17 protein-coding genes and 1 other RNA gene are annotated in these 20,575 nt (G+C 72.6%); 5 read left to right on the plus strand and 13 right to left on the minus strand.

The window, feature by feature from the left end; all coding sequences use genetic code 11:
• Positions 1 to 14: 14 nt before the first annotated feature.
• The gene (locus ACGFMK_RS10840) at positions 15 to 872 is read left to right on the plus strand and encodes an N-acetylmuramoyl-L-alanine amidase (RefSeq protein WP_392760442.1); all 858 of its coding nucleotides are present in this window, start codon (positions 15 to 17) and stop codon (positions 870 to 872) included.
• Positions 873 to 1,141: 269 nt separating this feature from the next.
• Here the strand turns inward: ACGFMK_RS10840 and ACGFMK_RS10845 are convergent, their stop codons facing one another.
• Both ACGFMK_RS10845 and ACGFMK_RS10850 read right to left on the minus strand, forming a co-directional pair.
• Positions 1,142 to 3,274: a DNA polymerase III subunit gamma and tau gene (locus tag ACGFMK_RS10845; RefSeq protein WP_392760444.1), complete on the minus strand. Its 2,133-nt coding sequence runs from the start codon at positions 3,272 to 3,274 to the stop codon at positions 1,142 to 1,144.
• Positions 3,275 to 3,318: 44 nt separating this feature from the next.
• Positions 3,319 to 4,872 carry an ALF repeat-containing protein gene (locus ACGFMK_RS10850; protein ID WP_392760446.1) on the minus strand — a complete coding sequence of 518 codons (1,554 nt, stop codon included), beginning with the start codon at positions 4,870 to 4,872 and terminating at the stop codon, positions 3,319 to 3,321.
• Positions 4,873 to 4,965: 93 nt separating this feature from the next.
• Between ACGFMK_RS10850 and ACGFMK_RS10855 the strand changes: the two genes are divergently transcribed.
• Positions 4,966 to 5,817 carry a spermidine synthase gene (locus tag ACGFMK_RS10855; RefSeq protein ID WP_392760448.1) on the plus strand — a complete coding sequence of 284 codons (852 nt, stop codon included), beginning with the start codon at positions 4,966 to 4,968 and terminating at the stop codon, positions 5,815 to 5,817.
• Positions 5,818 to 5,929: 112 nt separating this feature from the next.
• On the opposite strand, the gene ffs is transcribed toward ACGFMK_RS10855, so the two are convergent.
• The 11 genes from ffs to ACGFMK_RS10910 all read right to left on the minus strand — a co-directional run bounded on the left by ffs (position 5,930) and on the right by ACGFMK_RS10910 (position 17,792).
• Positions 5,930 to 6,024: signal recognition particle sRNA small type (ffs, locus tag ACGFMK_RS10860), an RNA gene on the minus strand.
• Positions 6,025 to 6,045: 21 nt separating this feature from the next.
• On the minus strand, positions 6,046 to 6,645 hold the full coding sequence (locus ACGFMK_RS10865; protein WP_392760449.1) for an ATP/GTP-binding protein: 600 nt from the start codon (positions 6,643 to 6,645) through the stop codon (positions 6,046 to 6,048).
• Positions 6,623 to 6,979 carry a DUF742 domain-containing protein gene (locus tag ACGFMK_RS10870; RefSeq protein WP_392760548.1) on the minus strand — a complete coding sequence of 119 codons (357 nt, stop codon included), beginning with the start codon at positions 6,977 to 6,979 and terminating at the stop codon, positions 6,623 to 6,625. Before ACGFMK_RS10870 ends, ACGFMK_RS10865 begins: the two co-directional genes overlap by 23 nt.
• Complete coding sequence (locus tag ACGFMK_RS10875; RefSeq protein WP_392760451.1) at positions 6,979 to 7,413, minus strand: roadblock/LC7 domain-containing protein; 435 nt, start codon at positions 7,411 to 7,413, stop codon at positions 6,979 to 6,981. The genes ACGFMK_RS10870 and ACGFMK_RS10875 overlap by 1 nt, the downstream gene beginning before the upstream one ends.
• Entirely contained in the window at positions 7,410 to 10,178 is a 2,769-nt protein-coding gene (locus tag ACGFMK_RS10880; RefSeq protein WP_392760453.1) for a nitrate- and nitrite sensing domain-containing protein, read from the minus strand. The genes ACGFMK_RS10875 and ACGFMK_RS10880 overlap by 4 nt, the downstream gene beginning before the upstream one ends.
• Positions 10,179 to 10,203: 25 nt before the next feature.
• Complete coding sequence (locus ACGFMK_RS10885; RefSeq protein ID WP_392760455.1) at positions 10,204 to 10,992, minus strand: ABC transporter ATP-binding protein; 789 nt, start codon at positions 10,990 to 10,992, stop codon at positions 10,204 to 10,206.
• Complete coding sequence (locus tag ACGFMK_RS10890; protein WP_392760456.1) at positions 10,989 to 11,936, minus strand: ABC transporter permease; 948 nt, start codon at positions 11,934 to 11,936, stop codon at positions 10,989 to 10,991. The genes ACGFMK_RS10885 and ACGFMK_RS10890 overlap by 4 nt, the downstream gene beginning before the upstream one ends.
• Positions 11,933 to 12,943, minus strand: a complete 1,011-nt coding sequence (locus ACGFMK_RS10895) for an ABC transporter substrate-binding protein (RefSeq protein ID WP_392760458.1) — start codon at positions 12,941 to 12,943, stop codon at positions 11,933 to 11,935. Before ACGFMK_RS10895 ends, ACGFMK_RS10890 begins: the two co-directional genes overlap by 4 nt.
• 630 nt (positions 12,944 to 13,573) lie before the next feature.
• Entirely contained in the window at positions 13,574 to 15,466 is a 1,893-nt protein-coding gene (locus tag ACGFMK_RS10900; RefSeq protein WP_392760460.1) for a glycosyltransferase family 39 protein, read from the minus strand.
• A gap of 87 nt (positions 15,467 to 15,553) precedes the next feature.
• Positions 15,554 to 17,065, minus strand: a complete 1,512-nt coding sequence (locus ACGFMK_RS10905; RefSeq protein ID WP_392760462.1) for a sensor histidine kinase — start codon at positions 17,063 to 17,065, stop codon at positions 15,554 to 15,556.
• Positions 17,043 to 17,792 (minus strand): response regulator transcription factor, encoded by a 750-nt coding sequence (locus tag ACGFMK_RS10910; protein WP_043776006.1) that lies wholly within the window; start codon positions 17,790 to 17,792, stop codon positions 17,043 to 17,045. Before ACGFMK_RS10910 ends, ACGFMK_RS10905 begins: the two co-directional genes overlap by 23 nt.
• A gap of 174 nt (positions 17,793 to 17,966) precedes the next feature.
• On the opposite strand from ACGFMK_RS10910, the gene ACGFMK_RS10915 reads away from it, so the two are divergent.
• From ACGFMK_RS10915 to ACGFMK_RS10925, 3 genes are all read left to right on the plus strand, one after another.
• Entirely contained in the window at positions 17,967 to 18,632 is a 666-nt protein-coding gene (locus ACGFMK_RS10915) for a hypothetical protein (protein WP_392760464.1), read from the plus strand.
• A gap of 118 nt (positions 18,633 to 18,750) precedes the next feature.
• The gene (locus tag ACGFMK_RS10920) at positions 18,751 to 19,905 is read left to right on the plus strand and encodes a sensor histidine kinase (protein WP_392760466.1); all 1,155 of its coding nucleotides are present in this window, start codon (positions 18,751 to 18,753) and stop codon (positions 19,903 to 19,905) included.
• Positions 19,902 to 20,567, plus strand: a complete 666-nt coding sequence (locus tag ACGFMK_RS10925; RefSeq protein ID WP_392760468.1) for a response regulator — start codon at positions 19,902 to 19,904, stop codon at positions 20,565 to 20,567. The genes ACGFMK_RS10920 and ACGFMK_RS10925 overlap by 4 nt, the downstream gene beginning before the upstream one ends.
• Positions 20,568 to 20,575 lie beyond the last annotated feature (8 nt).

The following is a 20,575-nucleotide window of genomic DNA, read 5'->3' on the forward strand; positions in this document are numbered from 1 at the left end:
CGGGGTGTGGCACCGTGGTCGCCGTGCGACGCGCGATTGCTCCCCTCCTGCTGGCCGGTGCCCTGCTGCTCACCGGCTGTGAAGAAGACGCCCCGGCAGCTCCCGCGCCCGCTCCCGTCGTGACCCGGACGGTCACGCCGACACCGGCGACCGTCACGCCTTCGCCGTCGTCGGTCGCGCCTCCGGCACCGCCGTCTTCGGCGGCCGCTCCGCCGGTCGCGGCCGGGAAGGTCGTCGTGCTGGACCCGGGGCACAACGGCGGCAACGGCTCGCACGCCGCGGAGATCAACCGGCTCGTGCCCGCGGGGCGCGGGCAGACCAAGCCGTGCAACACCACCGGGACGTCGACGAACGCCGGTTACCCCGAGCACGCGTTCACGTGGGACGTCGCCCAGCGGGTCGGGAACGCGCTGGCGGCCAAGGGGATCCGCGTCGTCTACACGCGACAGAACGACACCGGCGTCGGCCCGTGCGTCGACAAGCGGGCCGCGATCGGCAACGACGCGAACGCCGACGCCGTCGTCTCGATCCACGCCGACGGCTCGAACTCGCCCGGCGCGGCCGGCTTCCACGTCGCCTACTCGTCGCCCCCGCTGAACGCCGCGCAGGGCGCGCCGTCGACACGGCTGGCGCAGACGTTGCGCGACACCCTGCGCACGAGCGGCTTCAGCACGTCGAACTACATCGGCGGCAACGGCCTTTCGGCACGTGCGGACCTCGGTGGCCTGAACCTCTCGACGCGGCCGATCGCGCTCGTCGAGTGCGGGAACATGCGCAACGCGGCCGAAGCGGCCCGGATGAGCAGCGCGGAGGGACGCCTGCAGTTCGCGTCGTCGATCGCCGCGGCGATCGAGGCCTACCTGGCTTCCTGAGCCCCCACCAGCGTCGGCCCGAGGTCCGCCAGGGAAGTCGCCCATGCTCCCTGACGTCGGGGTCATGGAACTTCCCGAAAGCCGCCGTCCCAAGGCGCGCAACATCCTGTGACGGCCTGATCGAGGACCACGACGGCCACGATTCCCGTGGTCTGCCGCAGTACCTGCTGGGCAACCAGAACTCGCCGACCGCGGTGATCGTCCGCATCAAGGCGGACCGTCACCGGCATCGGCCCCTGGGCCTCCTGACCGCCCGGGGTGAAAAGCCGTCAGTCCAGGGGGCGGGCGCCGAGGTGGTCCGAGATCAGCTTGCGGGCCAGCTCGTCCGGGTCCTGGTCCGGCGGCGGCGGGGGTGGCGGCGGGGCCGGGCTGGCGTCCTCGTTGTAGAGGTCCTCGTCGTCCTCGCCGGAGGGTTCCGGGGGCAGCGGGATGTCCGGCTCGGTCGTCGTGACCCTCGGGCGCGCCGGCTGGGCCGGTGCCGCGGGGGCGGGCCGGGTGGGTTGCGCCGGAGCGGCGGGGGCGGCCGCCGACTGGCGGGTGAACGACTGCTTCGGCGCGGGTGCCGCCTGCTGCGCGCGGGCCGCGGGGGCCGCCGCCGGGGCGTTGCCGTGGACGCAGCGGACCTGCCACTCGCCACCGAGGACGTCGGTCAGGGCGCCGGCGATCTTGCGGGCGTTGTCCTGGTCGGACAGCCGGCGGGCCAGCGGCTCGGACTTGTGCGTCAGCGTCAGCGAGTTGCCCTCGACGGTCGCCACCGTCGCCTGCGTGAGCATCGCCTCGAGGCTGCGGCCGCCGGTGAACTTGCGCAGCGACGTCATCAGCTGCGGCCAGATGTTCCGGATCCCGGCGGCGTCCAGCGCGCCGGACGACTCGGGCGCGGCGGCGGCCGCCGGCTCGGGGTCGGCGACCGGGGCGGGGGCGTTCCCACCCGGGGCTCGCGTGGCACCCCAGCCGCTGTTGTCGGCGGCGGCCGCGGCGGCCGGCTGCGCGGGTGTCCCGCCGCCCGGCGTGCGAGGTGTGCTCCAGCCGCCGTCCGCGGGCGCCGGTTCGGCGGCAGCCGCAGCCGCGGGCGCGGGAGCGGGACGGGCCGGCGGGTTCGGTTCGGCCGCGGGCGGCTCCGGCACCGCCACGGGCGCCGGTCCCGCCGACGCCGGACGCTGCGAAGGCCGCGAGAACTCCTTCTCCGGCGCCGCGCGCACCGGCGGCTCGACACCGCCTTCGGCGGGCGCGCCGCCGCCACCGGCCACCGTCGCACGGCGTTCCAGCCGCTCGATCCGGGCCAGCAGCGCCTTTTCCGCCTCGGTGACCGACGGCAGCAGCATCCGCGCGCACAGCAGCTCGAGCACGAGCCGGGGCGACGTCGCGCCGCGCATCTCCAGGAGTCCATTGTGGACGATGTCGGCGTAGCGCGAGAGCGTGCCGAGGCCGAGGCGTTCGGCCTGGCCGACCATCCGCGACAGTTCCTCTTCGGGCGCGGAAACGAGCCCACCGGCGGACTCCGGCACCGCGCGCAGCAGTACCAGGTCACGCAGCCGGTCGAGCAGGTCGGTCGCGAACCGGCGCGGGTCGTGCCCGGCCTCCGTGACCTTCTCCACCGTGCCGAACACCGTGCCGGCGTCGTCGGTCGAGAGCGCGTCGACCATGTCGTCGATCAGCGCGACGTCGGTGACGCCCAGCAGCGCCACCGCCCGGCTGTAGCTGACGCCGTCGGGCCCCGCGCCGGCGAGCAGCTGGTCGAGCACCGACTGCGTGTCACGCGCCGAACCGCCGCCGGCCCGGATGACCAGCGGGTACACCGCCGGCTCGACCTCGACGCCCTCGGCGGCGACGTTGCTTTCCAGCAGCGTGCGCATCGCGCCCGGCGGGATCAGCCGGAACGGGTAGTGGTGCGTCCGCGAGCGGATGGTGGTGAGCACCTTGTCCGGCTCGGTGGTCGCGAAGATGAAGATGACGTGTTCCGGCGGCTCTTCCACGATCTTCAGCAGAGCGTTGAAGCCCTGCGTGGTGACCATGTGCGCCTCGTCGATGATGAACACGCGGTAGCGCGACTCCGCGGGCGCGTAGAACGCCTTGTCGCGCAGCTCACGGGCGTCGTCGACACCACCGTGGCTCGCCGCGTCGAGCTCCGTGACGTCGACGCTGCCCGAGCCCTCCGGCGCGAGCGCCTTGCACGAGTTGCATTCGCCGCACGGGTCCGGTGTCGGCCCCTTCACACAGTTCAGCGAGCGCGCCATGATGCGCGCGCTCGACGTCTTCCCGCAGCCGCGCGGGCCGGAGAAGAGGTAGGCGTGGTTGATCCGCCCGGCGGACAACGCCGTGCGGAGGGGTTCCGTCACATGCTCCTGCCCGACGACCTCGGCGAAGGTTGCCGGACGGTACTTGCGGTACAGCGCGAGAGCCACGCCGCGAGAGTACCGGGACCGTCCGACAACCTTCGCCGTGCGGGTCAGCGCAGGGCGTCCGCCTCGGCGACCAGGGCGTTCACCTCGGCGACGTGCTGGGCCGTGAAGGCGTCACGCGCCCGCGCCTTGCCCAGTTCGCCGTCGAGGTAGGCCTGCAGGCCCGAGTCCGGGCCGTCGAGCACACCCTGCGCGACGGCGTCGACCTCGGGACCGTTCGACAGCGTCTGGGTCACCTTCACCCGCACGTCGATCAGGCGCGCGGAGTACTGGCCGTGCGCCAGGAACGCGCGGACGTCGGCAATGGTGCCGTCGAGCGCCCGCTGGGCCGCCGCCTTCGTCGACGGGCCGCCGGCCGCCAGGATCTGGTCGACCTCGACGCGGTCGTCGGTGTCGCGGCCCGGGTAGTCCCCGGTGCGCAGCAGCGCGGCGACGCCGTCGTACGGGCCCGCGAGCGCGTCAGCGGCCGCCTGCCGCAGGCCCGGGCGGGCCTTCGGGTCGGCGGCGATCGCCGCCACGGCGGCGCGGTCGTCGGTCTCCTGCGCGGCGGCGAGCCCGCTGTGCACGAAGGTGACGACGTCGTCATCCGAACCGCTGAGCGCGGCGCGAGCGGCGGTCTTGACCGCGGCACCGCCGTTGCGCAGCAGGTAGACCGACGCGCGACGGCCGTTGGGCACCGTCAGCGCCGGGTCGGCCGCGTCGGCCAGCAGCTTGTCGTTGTCGGTCTTGGCCTGCACGGCCCGGGCCGCGGCTTCCTTGGCCTGCTGCTGCGCGGTGGCCTCGGCGTCGGCCGCGGCCTGCCCGTCCTGCTGGTTCTTGGCCTGCTGGGCGGCGAGCCGGTCGGTGTTCGCCTTCCGCGCGTCCGACGCGAGCTTCGCGGCCTGGTCCGCCGCGACCCGGACGCCGGTGGCGTCGTGCCGGGCCGCGGCCGCCTTCGCGGCGTCGACCTGGGCCTGAACCGCGGTGAGCTCGGTGTCGCCGGCCGCGGCGACCTGCTTCCAGACGGCCAGGAAGTACCGGACGTCGGCCGGGTCGCCGTCGAGGGCCGTCTGCGCGGCGGCCTGCACCTCGGGGCCGCCGGCCGCCATGGCCTGGTTGACCGCGATCCGGTCGTCGATGTCCCTGGCCTGCTGCAGGCCGTGGTCCAGGAAGGCGCGCACGTCGGCGGGCGTGCCGTCGAGCGCCCGCTGGGCGCGGGCCTTCACGGTCGGGCCGCCGGTGCTCATGGCCTGGCCGACGGCGATCCGGTCGTCGGCTTCCCGCGCCCGGGGCAGGCCGGTGGCCAGGAACTCGCGGACGTCGGCGATGGTGCCGTCGAGCGCCTGCTGGGCGGCGCTCTTGGTCGCGGGGCCGCCGCTCGACAGGGCCTGGGTGGCCAGGACCCAGTCGTCGTCGTCCTTGGCCCGGTACTGGCCGGTGGTCAGAAAGGCGGTCAGGTCGGCGGGTGAGCCGAGCAACGCCGTTTCGGCGGCCCGCGCGAGGCCGGGGCCGCCGGTCTCCAGCAGTGAGACGGCCTGGGCCCGGTCGGGCAGGACGTCCGCCGAAGCGGGCGTCGCGAGTACGCCGACGGCCAGGGCCGCGGCAACGAGAACTGCGTTCACACGCAAGGTGATCCCCCTCGGATCGTTGATCGTTCCGTTCCCTTATCGCCGGTCCGGCAAGAATGTTTCCGACCGCCGCTAAGGTCGGGTTCCGTGAGCCGAACGCGCAAGCCCGCCCCGGTCCCGGGCCGTTACCCGGTGCGTTTCGGGACGGCGGAGCTGCTCCGCGACGCCGACCGCGCGAACGCGTGGCTGGTGTCGGTGGGCGGGGTCGCGCAGTCGTACGTCGACCTCGACGACCCGGCGCACCTGGAGTTCGACTACGTCCGCCGGTTCGGCGACGTGGTGGACCTGCTGCCGCCGGGTCCGCTGGACGCCCTCCACATCGGCGGGGCGGCGTGCACCCTGCCGAGATACGTGGCTTTTACCCGGCCGGGATCGCGCCAGCTGGTGTTCGACGCGGACGGTGAGCTGGTGGAGCTGGTCCGCACCCAGCTGGGCCTGCGCGTCCCGGGCCTGCGGGCGCGCGTGACGGACGGCCGCGAGGGCCTGGCGACGCGCCGCGAGGACACCGCGGACCTGGTGGTGGTGGACGCGTTCGAGCAGGCGGCCCTGGCGGGCGGCCTGGCCACGCTGGAGAGCCTGCGCACGATCGCGGCCATCCTCCGACCGGGTGGCACGTACCTGGCCAACATCACCGACGGCGCGGGCCTCCCGTTCGCCCGCCGCTTCCTGGCCACGCTGCGGGAGGTGTTCCCGCAGATAGCACTGCTGGCCGACCCGGGCGTACTGCGCGGACGGCGTTTCGGGAACCTGGTGTTCGCAGCATCGGCGACGGCTCTGCCCACGGCGGAACTGGCGTCCCGGACGGCGTCCGCGGCCTTCCCGGCAAGGTGCGTGGAGGGCCCGGAGCTGGCGAAACTGGCGGGAAAGGCCAAGCCGATCACCGACGAGGACGCACCTGCGGCCCCGAAGCCCCCGGAAGACATCCTGGGCGTGTTCTAGGGGCAAGCCGCGGCAGCCACCCAGGCCGCAAGAGAGGCACCGTGGGGGTCCGGGGGCTCGGCCCCCGGGCGAAACGACGAAGTCGAGCGAAGGGCGAAGCCCGAAGCAGAGACAAAGGGGACCCCGCGCACCCGTCAGAGCCTGCTTATCCTTGCTGCCTTCCGGCCCTGGGGAGGTTCACAGGGTGGACGCCGCGCGGGGTCCGTGGCCAAGTGTAGCGGGTATGGATCAGGCCCCCGCGCCCGCCTGGGCTCGCGCTCGCTTGAACGTGTTGTGCAGGACCGCCAGCAACGCGTCTCGCACCGAGAGCTTCTGGCGGGCGTCGAACGTGATCAGCGGGACGTCCTCGCTCACCGCGAGGGCCCAGCGGATGTCGTCCAGGTTGTGGCCGAGCGCGCCGTCGAACATGTTGACCGCCACCACGAACGGGAGGCCGGCGTTCTCGAAGTAGTCGACCGCCGGGTAGCAGTCGTCCATGCGGCGGGTGTCCACGATGACCAGGGCACCCAGCGCGCCCTGGACCAGGTCCTGCCACATGAAGCCGAAGCGGTCCTGGCCGGGCGTGCCGAACAGGTACAGCTTCACCTCGTCGTCGATCGTGATGCAGCCGAAGTCCAGGGCCACCGTCGTCGTGGTCTTCGACGGGACGTGACCCGTGCGGTCGACGTTCGCCGCCACCGACGTGATCGCCGCCTCCGTCGTCAGCGGCTTGATCTCCGAGATCGACGACACCGCCGTGGTCTTGCCGACGCCGAAACCGCCCGCGATGACGATCTTGACCGGGGCCGGCGGGCGGGCCGCCGGTTCAGTGAATGGCTTCGAGTCCACGAATGACCCTTTCGATCATGCCGAGGTCGTGCGAATTGTGGTTCCCCGGCCGGCGGACGACGACGTAGCCCAATTCGGCGAGGTCGGCCACGAGCACGCGCGCGACACCGATGTGCAGGCCGAGCATGGCGGCCACTTCGGCGACCGACATCGTGCTGCGGCAGAGGGAGACGATTTCCTGGCGTTCGAAGGTCAGCTTCGGGTGCGACGCCGCGCCGAGGCGTGACGTCATCACCTGGGCTTCGATCTCGAGGCTCTGGTCCACCGGCTGCGCCCGCCCCGAGGTCATCAGGTACGGCCGCAGCAGCGAGATGTCCGGGTCGTCGTCGGCCATCACGAACCCACGGTGTTCTTGAGCTCCTCGATCAGGCCGGGCGTGAGGACCTCGGTGGCGCGGTTGGCGAACATCGCCATCTCGTAGGCGATCGTGCCGAGGCTGGCCTGCTTGTTGGCGAGCACGCCGAGCGAACAGCCGATGCTGATGGTGCAGACCAGCAGGTAACCGTGCTCCAGCTCGATGATCACCTTGTCGGGCGCGCCGAGCGGGTGGCTGTCGGAGACGCCGTGGGCGAGGCCGAGCATGGCGGACGAGATCGCGGCGAGGCGGTCGGCGTTGGAGCGCTCGAGCTCCGAGGACACCGCGATCAGCAAGCCGTCGGCCGAGACCGCGATGGCCGCGATCGCGCCCGCGGTGTGCTGCGCGAAGCGGCTCACCAGCCAGTTGAAGTTCTGGGCTTCGACGCTGACACCTGGTGCGGGGATGCTCATTTCCTGCTCTCTTCTTCTCGTTCCATCACACGACCGGCGACCACGCCTGGCGGCGGGGTGTCTGCCGTAAGCACGTCCGCCTTGGCCAGGCCGGCGGCGAACGAGTCGAACGCCGCGCGCTCGGCCGCCGGGTCCCGCTTGGGGCGGGTCACGGCGGCTCGGGCGATCGGCCTGGCCACGGCCTCCTGCTTGCGGAGGCCGGGGGCGAGCTGGGCGCCGGGCACGCGCCGGATCAGGCCGTCCCGCGAGATCGGGGCGGTGACCGGCGGCGGGACGACGGCGGACGAGGCCGCGATCCGGTCGTTCCCGGGGACGCGCACCGGGAGGGACGCGGGTTCGGCGACGACGGCGGGCGGCGGGTCGGTCGCCGTGGCACCGGCCTCGGCGGCCTTGGCGAACGCCTCCTGGAAGCCGTCCATGGCGATCCTGGTCGCCTCGGGGTCGTGCCGCGGCTTGTCCTCGACGGCGACGGCGGCGGTCGTGCCCGGGCTGGGCAGCTGCGCGCCGCGGACGCGACGGCGCAGGCCGCCACGAGACTCGGACTCGGGTTCCTCGGTGACCTCGACGGCGGCCGCGGGCTCGGCGGGCTCGGCGGGCTCGGCGTCCGGCCACACCGGTTCGAGCTGGTTGAACCAGCGGAACCCGTTGAGGTGGCCGGTGCCGAGCAGCGCCGGGATCGCCGGCGACGGCAGTTCCGTCTGACGCTCCGGCTCGGCAGGCCGGAACATGTCCAAAGTGGACGCCGAACGCGGTGACGGCGCCGGGGCGGCGTGCCGCGGTTCCGGCGAGGCGATCGGGGGTGCCGCCTGCGCCGGGATCGCCGGCGCGGGTTCGGCCTTCGGGAGCAGCCCGGTGCGGTGGCTGAACAGCGACGACGGAATCGTCAGCCGCGCGGTGACCCCGCCGGTCGTCGGCGTCGCGAGCAGTTCGACGCCGAGTTCGTGGCGCCGCGCGAGCCGGCCGACCACGAACAGGCCGAGCACACTGGTCGGCGCCAGCTCGAGGCGTTCACGTTCGACGAGCCGCTTGTTCTCCTCGCCCAGCTTCTCCGCGGTCATGCCGATGCCGTGGTCGACGATGCTCACCAGGCAGGAGCCGTCGGTGAGGAACATGGTGTCCACCTCGACCGTCGAGCCCGGCGGCGAGAACGACGTCGCGTTCTCCAGCAGCTCGGCGAACACCAGCACCAGGTCGGCACCGAGCGCCGAGGACAGCAGGATCTCCGCGACGACGCCGAGCTTGACGCGCTGGTAGTCCTCGATTTCGGCGAGCGCCGAGCGCAGGGCCGTCGACAGCTCGATCGGGCCGGCGATGCGGGTCTCGTCGCGGGTGCCGGAGACGACGAGCAGGTTGTCGGCGTTGCGGCGCAGGCGGGTGGAGAGGTGGTCGAGCCGGTAGAGGCTGGCCAGCAGCCGGGTGTCCTGCTCGTTGCGCTCGACCTCGTCGATCAGCGCGAGCTGGCGGCCGACGAGGTTCTGCGTGCGCTTCGCGACGTTCGCGAACATCAGGCTGGTGTTGCGCCGGGTGAGCGCCTGCCGTTCGACCAGCTCGGCGGCGGTCGTCTGGACCCGGTTGAACGCCGCGGCGAGCTTGCCGAGCTCGTCGTCCGAAGAGACGTCGATCGTGGCCAGCCGCGGGACCTGTTCCTCGGCCTCCTCGGTGTCGGTCACGCGGACGAGCTCGGTGCCCGCGAGGTCGGCGACCGACGTCGCCGCCGTGGTCAGCCGCCGCAGCGGCCGGGCGATCGAGCGGGACACCGCGACGGCGAGGAAGGCGACCAGCAGGAACAGCGCGGCGGCGCCCACACCGACGACCCAGGCCAGCTGCGTCGCCGAGCCGGCCCGCTCGGTGGCCGAGTCGGCGATCTCGCCGGTGACCTTCTCCTGGACGAGCTTCCGCTGCCCCGCCTGGGTTTCCGCCGCGCTGAGGACGTCGGTGACGTACCGGCCGGTGGCCGCGGCGTCGCGCGGGTTGTCGATCTGGGCGGCGAGGTCCTCGATCCGGCGGCCCGCGTCGCTCTGCTCGACGTTGACCACGAGCGCGGCCTGCTCGCTGTCGGACTCGTCGTCGGCCTGCTGGACGAACCGGTCGGTGAAGATCGGCGCCTGCTGGGTCGCGTCGTCCAGGATGGACTTACCGGAGTCGGGCGCCACCGCCGTCACGATCAACGCCATGCCACGCAACGAGTTCTCCTCGTTCGCGCGCAGCAGCGCTTCGAGGGCGGTGAGCTCCCGGGTGCCTTCGGCGTCACTGGTGAGCTGCGGGACGAGCCGCAGCGAGTCGATGACCGCGCCGATCACGGCGTGGTAGGTGCGGGCCACGCTGTCGAGCGCGACCCCGCGGCGCTCGGCGTTCTGCCGCAGCTCGTTGAGCGAGCCGATCCGGGTCAGGGCCGCGGACAGCTCGTCCGGCGCGTCCGCGCCGAGCTGCGCCCGGACGTTCTCGACCGCGGCGTCGACCGCCTTGCGCTGCTTGACCATCTCGTCCGGCGACATCGACGGCGTCGCGACGAAGGCGCCGGTCAGCAGCCGTTCCCGCTGCAGCTGCCAGACCAGGCCGCCGAGCTGCTGGGCGTGCCGCGCCACGGTCGCCGACTGCGTGGCCGCCGTGGCGCTGCTCACCTGCGTCAGCACGAACGGCACCGAGACCAGCAGCACCGCGACCAGGGGTGGCAGGAGCAGCAGGTTCAGCTTGCCGCGAATGCCGAGCCGTGCGAGGAAACCCCCGCCGCTCGCCCGTTCCGCGGTCGCCCTGCCGTGCCTCATCCCGCCACCTTCCCGTCCAACGTTCTCACTCGCCCGCGGCCACCCGGCTGACGTGGCCGCGGTGCTGCTCCCGGACGAGGTCCTCGATCCGGGCGCGCAGCGCGAGGAACTCAGGCTCGCGCTTCACCCCCAGGTCCCGCTCGGCCGGCAGCGCCACCTCGACGTCCGCGGCGATCCGGCCCGGGTCGGACGCGAGCACCACGACCCGGCCGCCCAGGAACACCGCTTCCTCGACGTCGTGGGTGACCATCAGCACCGTGGTGCCGGTGTCGGCCCAGATCCGGCGGATCAGCACCTGCATGTCCTCTTTGGTCTGGACGTCCAAGGCGCCGAAGGGTTCGTCCAGCAGCAGGACTTCCGGCTCGCACGCCAGCGCCCGAGCGATCGCGACGCGCTGCTTCTGGCCGCCCGAAAGCTGTTTCGGCAACGAGCGGCGCACCGCGTCGAGCCCCGTTTCGGCGAGGTACCAGTCGACCCGCTCGGCGCGCTCGGCCGGGTCGAGCGAAAGCAGCTCGAGTCCGAACGCGACGTTCTTCTCGACGCTGCGCCACGGGTAGAGCGCGCCGGACTGGAACACCAGCCCGCGGTCCGGGCCGGGGCCCGTCACCGGAACGCCGTCGAGCAGGACCTCGCCCTCGGTCGGCCCGCTGAGCCCGGCCACCAGCGACAACAGCGTCGACTTGCCCGAGCCGCTCGCGCCGACGACGCAGACGAACTCGCCGCGCAGCACCTCGAGGTCGACACCGTCGAGGGCGCGCGTCACCTGGCCACCGGCGGTGTAGTCCTTGGCCACGTTCCGCAGTTCCAGTGTCATGCCGCCCACTTCCCGACCCGGGTGCGCACGAGGCGCAGCACGACGTCGATGGTCAGCCCGGCGAGGCCGATCACGATGAGCACCGCGAAGATCGTGTCCGTCCGCAGGAACCGTTGCGCCCGCACGATCCGGTGGCCCAGGCCCGCCTCGGAGTTGATCAGCTCGGCGACGACCACGAAGTTCCACGCCGCGGCGGCGTTGACCCGGATCGCGTCGATCATGCCCGGCAGCGAGTGCGGCACGACGATCTTGCGCAGCACCTCGCCGCGGCGCGCGCCAAGGGTGTAGGAGACGTCGAGCAGCGCGCTCGGCACCGCGCGCACGACGTCGGCGGTCATCAGCGTGTTGAAGAAGACCGTCGCGATGAAGAGGATGGCGATCTTCGACGGCTCCCCGATGCCGAGCCAGATGATCAGCAGCGAGATGAACGCGCTCGCCGGGAGGTAGCGCAGCAGCCCGATCAGCGGTTCGAAGAACGCCTGCCCCGCGGTGAAACTGCCCATGAGGATGCCGAGCGGCACCGACACGAGCACCGCGAGACCGAAGCCTTCGAGCACCCGCCGCGTGGTCGCCCACAGGTCGCCGAACAGCTCGCCGGTGCTCACCATGTCGAACCCGGCGCGGAAGACCGCGACCGGGGACGGCAGGAACGTCGAGTCGACGGCGCCGCTCACGCTGAGCCCGACCCAGGCGAGGAACGGGATCGCGAACGACAGCACCGCCAGCTTCCAGCGGGCCGACGACCCGATCGGCGCGCGCAGGGAGAACAGCGCCGACGCGGGCTTCGGCGCGGCCCGGCGCGGCAGCGGTGCCCAGCCCGGGCGTCCCCGGCCGGCCTCGGCGCGGTCGGCGAGCCCCTGCTCGGCCTCCAGCTCCCCGGCCTCCGAGGCCGCGCGTTCGTCGGCCGGGGAGCTGGAGGTGGTGCGCGGGGTCGGACCGGTCACTGCGGCGTGGCCTTCACGAACTGGTCGTCGAACAGGCCGTCGAGCGAGGGCCGCTGCTGGGCGAGGCCGGTGCTCGTGATGAAGTCGACGATCTTGTTCGCCGAGAAGTCGAGGTGCTGCGCGGTGACACCCGGGGTGAACGCGTCGAGGTTCTGCTGGCGCGTGAAGATCGTGGTGCCGGCGTCGTAGGTCTTGTACTCCTCGTCGGAGACACCGCCGCGCTTGGCCATGATCTTGATCGCCGCGTCCTTGTTGTTCTTGATCCAGGTCAGCGTCTCGAACCAGGTGTTGACCAGCGCCTGCACGTCCTTCGGGTGCTCCTTGACCAGCTTCTGCGACGTCACCAGGTGGTCCGGGATGGCGCCGGGGAACTCGGCCGACGAGGAGATCGCGCGGCTGCCCTGGCGCTCGAGGGCCTTGGTGGTGAAGGGCGCGAACGCGCCGACCGCGTCGACCTGGCCCGCGACGAACGCGGCCGCGGCGGCGTCGGTCGGCAGGTTGACCAGCTGGATGTCCTTTTCGGTCAGCTTCGCTTCCTGCAGCGCCAGCAGCAGGAGGTAGTGGTCGACGGTGCCCTGCTCGACGGCGACCTTCTTGCCCTTGAGATCGGCGACGGCGGTGATCCCGTCCCGCGCGATGATCTTGTCGTTGCCGGTCGAGTTATCGTTTACCAGCACGATCGAGAGCTTCGCGCCGCCCGAAGCCGAGGAAAGCGTGTCGTTGAGCGTCTGGCTGTTGGCGTCGATGGCGCCGCTGGAAAGCGCGTTGATGCTGTCGGTGTAGTTGTCGAACCACTTGAGGTCGACGTTCACGCCGTTCTTCGCGAACAGGCCCTGCTCCTGCGCCACCTGCCAGGGGAACCAGCCCGGCCACGCGCTGAACCCGAGGGTGATCTTGCCGCCGTCGCCGGAGGCGGAACTGTCACTGCAGCCGGACAGAGCGGTGACCCCGAAAAGGGTCAGCAGTGTCAGGAGCGCCGTCAGCAGACGACGAGGGCGGGAAGTCACAGCGAAACTCCAGAAGGCGGGGGAAGTGGAGTGGAGCGACACCAAAGGGGTAGCCGGGCCTACCTGCCGTGACGACGAGGAGGTGGTTCGGGCAAAGCTGCGCCACCGCGCACGGTCATCGCTGCTCTCTTCCAGACGCACCTGATCGGGTCAAGGCGAGAGAACGCGGACAGGAGGTACCTACACCCAGTGAAAACCCGGCACCGCACGCACCGGATCGGCCACCCCTTGTCCCTCTCCCGGCGGAGACTCTAGCGAGAAGGACAAGATCCCCACAACGCCCTCCGGATGCCTCCGAAAGGGTGACGCTCAGGCGGGGTTACCAGCGGCTTCGCCCGACCTGAAGATCAAGTACGCGGCGTTTCTGTCGGCCGCCCGGCCAAGATCGCCGCACTCCGGAAGAGGACCGCCCGTGCAGGCGCACGGGCAGCACGGCGGCGTTGTCACACGTCGGCGCGGGGTGTCGAGATCATCACCGGCGCCGCCACGAACGAGCGAACAATCGTTCGGAACGTACCGCCGGTCGGGACGTCGTTCGAACAGGTGTCCGCCTCCTCGATTACCCCACGGGCACCGGCGCCACCGATGATTCCGCCACTGTTAACACGCCTGAAACAATTCCCTTTTCTGTCAACCGATCGATTTCGTCAGGTCGTAGACGGTGGTTCCCCCGACCGTCGACGGCGCGAAATTCTGTTCCACCCAAGTCTGGATTTCGCCCGACGTGCCCCGGCCCCCGCCGAAGCCGCCGCGCCCGCCCGCGACGTAGTAGTGGAGGTCGCCCGCGGCGACGTACTGCTGGAACCGCTGCAACGTCGGAGCCGGGTCGCTGCCGCTGAAGCCGCCGATCGCGAGTACCGGCCGTCCACTCGAGAGGGCCAGGCCCGCCGACTGCATCGCGCCGCTCTGCGCCGCCGCCCACTTGGTCGTGGTGTTCTTCAGCAGGTCGATCACCGCGGTGTCGGCCTGTCCCTCGCCGAACCCGCCGCGGCCACCACCGAACCCGCCGAAGCCGCGTCCACTCGCGACGGCCGGGCCGGACGACGGCGTGCCGCCGGAGTGCGTGGTCGCCGCCGTCGCGAAGGTGAAGGACGCCGTCCCGAGCAGCGCGCCGAACAGCCCGGCCACGGCGACGGCCGGCCCGAGCCGCCGGAACCGGTCGGCGCCGAAGAGCAGCGCGACCACCGCGAGCGCGCTCAGCACGAGCAGCGCGTAGCGCAGCCATGGCTGCCACTCCGGCGTCCGGTCGAGCAGCAGGAAGCCCCAGACCGCGGACACCGCGAGCAGCACGGTCAGCACCGCGCGGGCCGCGAAGTTCGCCCGGCCCCGCCACAGCTCACGCGCGGAAATCCCCAGCGTGGCGGCGATCCCGGGGGCCAGCGCGACCGTGTAGTACGGGTGGATGATGCCGCTCATGTAGCTGAAGACGAGCACGGTGACGACCGTCCAGCCGCCCCAGATCAGCAGGGCCGCGCGGGTCCGGTCGGTGCGCGGCGCGCGGCGGGTGAACCACAGCCCCGCGACCAGGCCGATCAGCGCGGCGGGCAGCAACCACGAGGCTTCGGCGCCGAACTCGCCGCTGAACAGCCGTGACAGCCCGGTCTGGCCGCCGAACCCACCACCGCCTGCCCGTGCGGGCAGGTCGACGCCGGTCGGGGGCGTGAAGCCGCCACCACCGCCACCGCGTCCCTCGCCGAAGATCCGGCCGAGGCCGTTGTAGCCGAAAGCCAGTTCCAGCACGGTGTTGTCGGTCGAGCCGCTGATGTACGGCCGGTCGGCGACCGGCCACAGCGCGACGACCAGGACCCACCAGCCGGCGGAGACGAGCACCGCGCCGGCCGCGGCGAACAGCTGGCCGATCCGGCGCCCGAGCGACGTCGGCGCCGCGACCGCGTACGCCAGCACGAACGCGGGCAGCACGAGGAACGCCTGCAGCATCTTGTCGAGGAACCCGAACCCGATCGCGACGCCGGCGAGTACCAGCCACCAGGTGCTCGCCCTGTCGAGCGCGCGCACGACGCAGTACGCGCCGGCGACGAGCAGCAGGACGAGGAAGGCGTCCGGGTTGTCGTAGCGGAACATCAGCGCGGCGACCGGCGTCAACGCGAGCGCGGCCCCGGCCAGCAGCCCGGCCCCCGGCCCGGAGAGCCGTCGCACGGCCAGGTACAGCAAGCCGACCGACGCGACGCCGGCGAGCGCGTTCGGCACCAGCAGGCTCCAGCTGGAGAACCCGAAGATCCGGCCCGACAACCCCATGACCCACAGGGAGAAGGGCGGTTTGTCGACCGTGACGACGTTGCCCGGGTCGAGCGAGCCGAAGAACAGCGCCTTCCAGCTCCAGGTCCCGGCCTGCGCGGCCATCGCGTAGAAGTCGTTGCCCCAGCCCGTTTTCGCCAGGTCCCACAGGTAGAGCAGCCCGGTCCCGAGCAGCAACGCGGCCACGGAAGGCTTGATCCACCGAGGTTCCGGTGCGGCCGGGGGCGCGGGCTGGGCGTGTTCGGGCGCCGACAGCGTGGTCGTCATGATCCCCACCGTCTCGGCGCCACATGTGGTGAACTTGTGCCGAACCTGTGCCCCCGCTGTGCATCCACCACGATCGTGTGAACGCCGTCACTCCGGCGCCGGGGCCTCCGCGAAGACGATCTCGAACTCCGTCCGCCCCGGACGGCTCTGCACCCCGACCCGGCCGCGGTGCGCGCTCACCACCGCCGCCACGATCGCCAGCCCCAGCCCCGTGCTCCCCGCCGCTCGCGAGCGTGAGTTGTCGCCGCGGGCGAAGCGCTCGAAGATGTCCGGGAGGATCTCCGGCGGGATGCCCGGGCCGTCGTCGGCCACGCGCAACCGGACGAAACCGTCCGAAGTGGACAGTGTGGTCGTCACCGTGGTGCCCGCCGGGGTGTGCGTGCGGGCGTTGGCCAGCACGTTGATCACCACCTGGTGCAGCTGGCCCGCGTCGCCGAGCACACCGATCGGCTCGCCGGGGACGTCCATCAGCCACTTGTGGTCCGGGCCCGCGACGTGCGCGTCCGCGACCGCGTCGGCCACCAGCCGGCACAGGTCGACCCACTCCGGCACCACCGGGCGGCCCGAGTCCAGCCGGGCGAGCAGCAGCAGGTCCTCCACCAGCGTCGTCATCCGCCGCGACTCGGACTCGACGCGGCTCATCGCGAACGCGACGTCCGGCGGCACCTGCTCGCCGCTGCGCCGGGTCAGCTCCGCGTACCCGCGGATCGCGGCCAGCGGGGTCCGCAGCTCGTGGCTCGCGTCCGCGACGAACTGGCGCACGCGGCTTTCGCTCGCCTGCCGTGCGGTCAGCGCGTTCGCGATGTGCTGCAGCATCCGGTTCAGCGCCGAGCCGACCTTGCCGACCTCGGTGTTCGGGTTGGTGTCGGCCTCCGGGACACGCTCGGACAGCGCGACCTCACCGCGGTCCAGCGGCAGTTCCGAGACGCGCGTGGCGGTCGCGGCCAGCCGGTCCAGCGGCTGCATCGTGCGGCGGATCGTCGCGGCGCCGACCGCGCCCGCGACCAGGATCCCGGCGAGCGCGACACCGCCGAGGATGAAACCCAGCCGCCAGAGCGTCTCGTTGACGTCCCGCAGCGGCAGGCCGATGACGGTCTTGTCGCCGCTGGGAGACGCCGTCGAGACGACGCGGTAGTCCCCGAGGCTGCCGCCGAGGACGATGCTGTGCGGCTTCCCGTCGGACGGCAACGCCAGCAGCGTCCGTACCTGGCTCTCGTCGAGCTGCCGGTACGGCGCCCGCCGCTTGGTCGGCGAGCCCACGCTGGAGTCGAGCACGGCCCCGGTACCCCGCGAACCGATCTGGACGGCGGCGAGCGTGCCCTCGCCCTGGCCCAGCGCCCGCAGCGGGTCCGGCGGCGGCGCGTCGCCGTAGGTCCAGGGCGGCCGTTCCCCGCCGTGCTTGGCGCGGTCGGTGGCCGCGGCGAGCCGGTCGTCCTGCTGGCGCACCAGGAACTCGCTCAGCGCGAACTCCGTGACGACGCCGACGACCAGGCACACCAGGGCGAGCAGCGCGGCGAGCTGGAAAATCAGCCGCCGCCGCAACGACCACGGCCGCTGCGCCGCGAACCGCCGCCGCTCAGCCCGCTGGCTTGAGGACATACCCGGCGCCCCGCATGGTGTGGATCATCGGCTCGCGGTCGGCGTCGATCTTCTTGCGCAGGTAGGAGATGTAGAGCTCGACGATGTTGGCCTGGCCGCCGAAGTCGTAGCTCCACACGCGGTCCAGGATCTGGGCCTTCGACAGCACCCGCTTCGGGTTGCGCATGAGGTAGCGCAGCAGCTCGAACTCGGTCGCGGTCAGCGGCACCAGGTCACCGCCGCGGTGCACCTCGCGGCTGTCTTCGTCCAGGGTGAGGTCGCCGACGACGAGCGTCGACCCGCTCGCGCCGGTGACGCCGCCCGCCCGGCGCAGCAGCGCGCGCAGGCGCAGCGCGACCTCTTCGAGGCTGAACGGCTTGGTGACGTAGTCGTCGCCGCCGGCGGTGAGCCCGGCGATCCGGTCCTCGACCGCGTCCTTCGCCGTCAGGAACAGCACCGGCAGGTGCGGCGCCTCGGACCGCATCCGCCGCAGCACTTCGAGGCCGCTGAAGTCGGGGAGCATGACGTCGAGGACGACGGCGTCGGGCCGGAAGTCGCGCGCGATCCGGACGGCCTCCGTGCCGTCGCCCGCGCTGCGCACCTCCCAGCCCTCCATCCGCAGGGCCATCGAGACGAGCTCGGCCAGCGTCGCCTCGTCGTCGACGACGAGGACCCGGACGGGACTCCCGTCGGCGCGGCGCAGATCGGCCTTGCCAGGGCCTGGTGACGTGGCGTTCATAGCGGTCATAGTGCCACCTTCCCGGTCCGCCCACAGGGTTCGCTGTGGGCTCGCTGTGCGTTCCCTGTGAGGTCCTTCGCCCGGGTAACGGAGCCACAGCACCCGCTGACGCCTCGCACAGCTCAAACACAGCCACGGCGGTGAGCCTGGGCTGGACCAGTGTGGGTACGACCGGAGGACACGATGACGACCGAGCCGACGCCGAACACCCCGCCGCAGGGCGGGCCGGCACCCGCCAGCGACCCCGCCTGGGGCCAGCCGGCCCCGGCGACCTGGGGCGACCCCGCCGCGGCCGCGCCGAAGAAGGGCTGGTCCGGCAAGAAGACGGCGATCGCGGCCGGCATCGCCGTGGTGATCGCGGCCGGCGGCGGCGCGGCGATCTGGGCGGGCACCAGCAGCGCCGACAACTCCGCGCAGCAGGGCGGCCCCGGCGGTTTCGGCGGCCCGGGCGGCCCCGGCGGCGGCCAGTTCCGCGGCGGTCCCGGCGGAAACTTCGGCGGCGGCATGGCGGCGCTGCGGGAGGCCCTGCACGGCGACTTCGTCGTGGCCGACCCGAACGGCGGCTACACGACCGAGCGGCTGCAGACCGGCGACGTCACCGCCCTGAGCGCCACGTCCGTGACGCTGACCAGCAAGGACGGCTACAAGCAGACGTACACGCTCGACGGCTCGACGCAGAAGACGGGCGACGTGAAGCAGGGCGACACGAACGTCACGGTGGTGGCGAAGGTCAACGGCCAGACCGCGACGGCGACCTCGCTCGGCCAGGCGCTGCAGCCGGGCACCGGCGGCCAGCGCCAGCCGGGCCAGCGCCGCGGCGGCGACTACCAGCCCCGGCCCACGAACTAACGCCGCTCCCACCACACCGAAATGCCGTGAAGGCCTCCTTACCGGCCATAAGAGCCGGGAAGGAGGCCTTCACGGCTTTTGGCGACCCCGGCGGCCCGGTTAGGGCAGAGTTGCGGGCGTGTACGACATCAGCGGGTCACTGCGGCGGCAGTCGCTGCTCGTCGCGGTGGTCTGCGTCGCCTGTGACGCGCTGCTGTTCAGCGTCCGCGGGCCGCTCGGCACCGGCCACTGGCAGCCGTGGGTGGTGCTGTTCGCCGGCGTCGCGGTCAACGCCGCGCTCGCCGGACCGGCCCGGTACTCGGGCTGGGTGTCGCTGGCGCACGCCGTGCTGTTCGCCGCGTCGCCGCTGCTGATCAGCACCACCGCGGGGTACGTCGTCGGCAACAACGCCGGCATCCTGATCGCCGGCTACCGGGCGGGCGCCTGGCTGCGCCCGAAACCGGCGGTGCTCGCGCTCCTCGCGATGCTCGCCGGCGTCACCGCGGGCTGCGTCGAAGGCGGCGGCCGGACCGCGGGCGACCTGCGGTTGATCGCGGTCAGCGTCAGCGTGAGCGCGCTGCTGCCGTGGCTGGTCGGCCGGTACACGACGGCCCGGCGCGCCTACATCGCCGACCTCGAGCGCGCGGCGGACGAACGCCGTCAGCACGAAGAAGAAGCCGTGCGCCGGGCGGTCACCGAGGAGCGCACGACGATCGCGCGCGACCTCCACGACGTCATCTCCCACCACGTCAGCGCCATCGGCGTGCACGCCGGCGCGGCGCGGCTGGGGTTGCCCGAAGGCGACTCGCCGGTGCGCAAGTCCCTCGGCGCGGTCGAGTCCGCGAGCCGTTCGGCGATGGCCGACCTGCGCCGGCTGCTCGACCTCCTGCACGCCGAGGACACCGCCGCCCAGCCCGGTCTGGACAACCTCGACGAGCTGGTCGAGACGGTCCGCGCGGCCGGCCTGCCGATCCGGCTGACGCTGCTCGGCGAACCGCGTGAGCTGCCCGGTTCGCTCGACGTCGCGCTGTACCGGATCGCGCAGGAAGCACTGACGAACGCGCTGCGCCACGGCGAGGGCCCGGTCGAGGTGGAGCTGAACCACGGCCGCACCGAGGTCGTGCTCACCGTGACGAACGGCCTGCGCCCGGGCCGCGTCCCCGAGCGCGAGCACGCGCACCGCGGCCTGGCGGGGATCCGCCAGCGCGTCACGCTGTTCCGCGGCCAGGTCACCTACGGCGAAACCGGCACGCGGTGGCAGCTGCGCACGACCTTCCCGGTGGAGAGCACATGATCCGCGTCCTGCTGGCCGACGACCACGCGATGTTCCGCTCCGGGATGCGCGCGCTGCTCGACACCCAGCCCGACTTCACCTGCGTCGGCGAGGCGTCCGACGGCCGCGAGGCGGTGGCCGAGACGGCCCGGCTGCGCCCGGACGTCGCCGTCCTCGACGTCCGGATGCCCCGCCTCGACGGCCTCGCCGCGACCGAGGCGATCCTTTCCGCGCCGGGCAACGACACCCGGGTCATCGTGCTCACCACGTACGACGCCGACGAGTACGTCTACCGCGCGCTGCGGGCCGGGGCGAGCGGGTTCCTGCTGAAGAGCCTGGCGCCGGAGGAGCTGGTCGCGGCGATGCGGGTGGCGGCCCGCGGCGACGCGCTGATCGACCCGTCGGTGACCCGGCGGCTGGTCGCGAAGTTCGCGTCGGTGCTGGAGCCCGCGGCCGCCGAACCCCCCGAGCTCGCGCGGCTGACGTCGCGGGAGCGGGAGGTGCTGCTGCTGCTCGCCAACGCCTGCAGCAACGCCGAGATCGCGCGGCAGCTGCACGTCGGCGAGGAGACGGTGAAGACGCACGTGTCGCGGGTGCTCGCCAAGCTCGGGCTGCCCGACCGCGTGCACGCCGTCGTCTACGCCTACCGGCACAAGCTCGTGCCGGGCGAGCGGCCTGCATAGACTGGGCC

Source organism: Amycolatopsis sp. NPDC049252, from assembly GCF_043197175.1.
In the GTDB taxonomy this organism is placed as follows: Bacteria; Actinomycetota; Actinomycetes; order Mycobacteriales; family Pseudonocardiaceae; genus Amycolatopsis.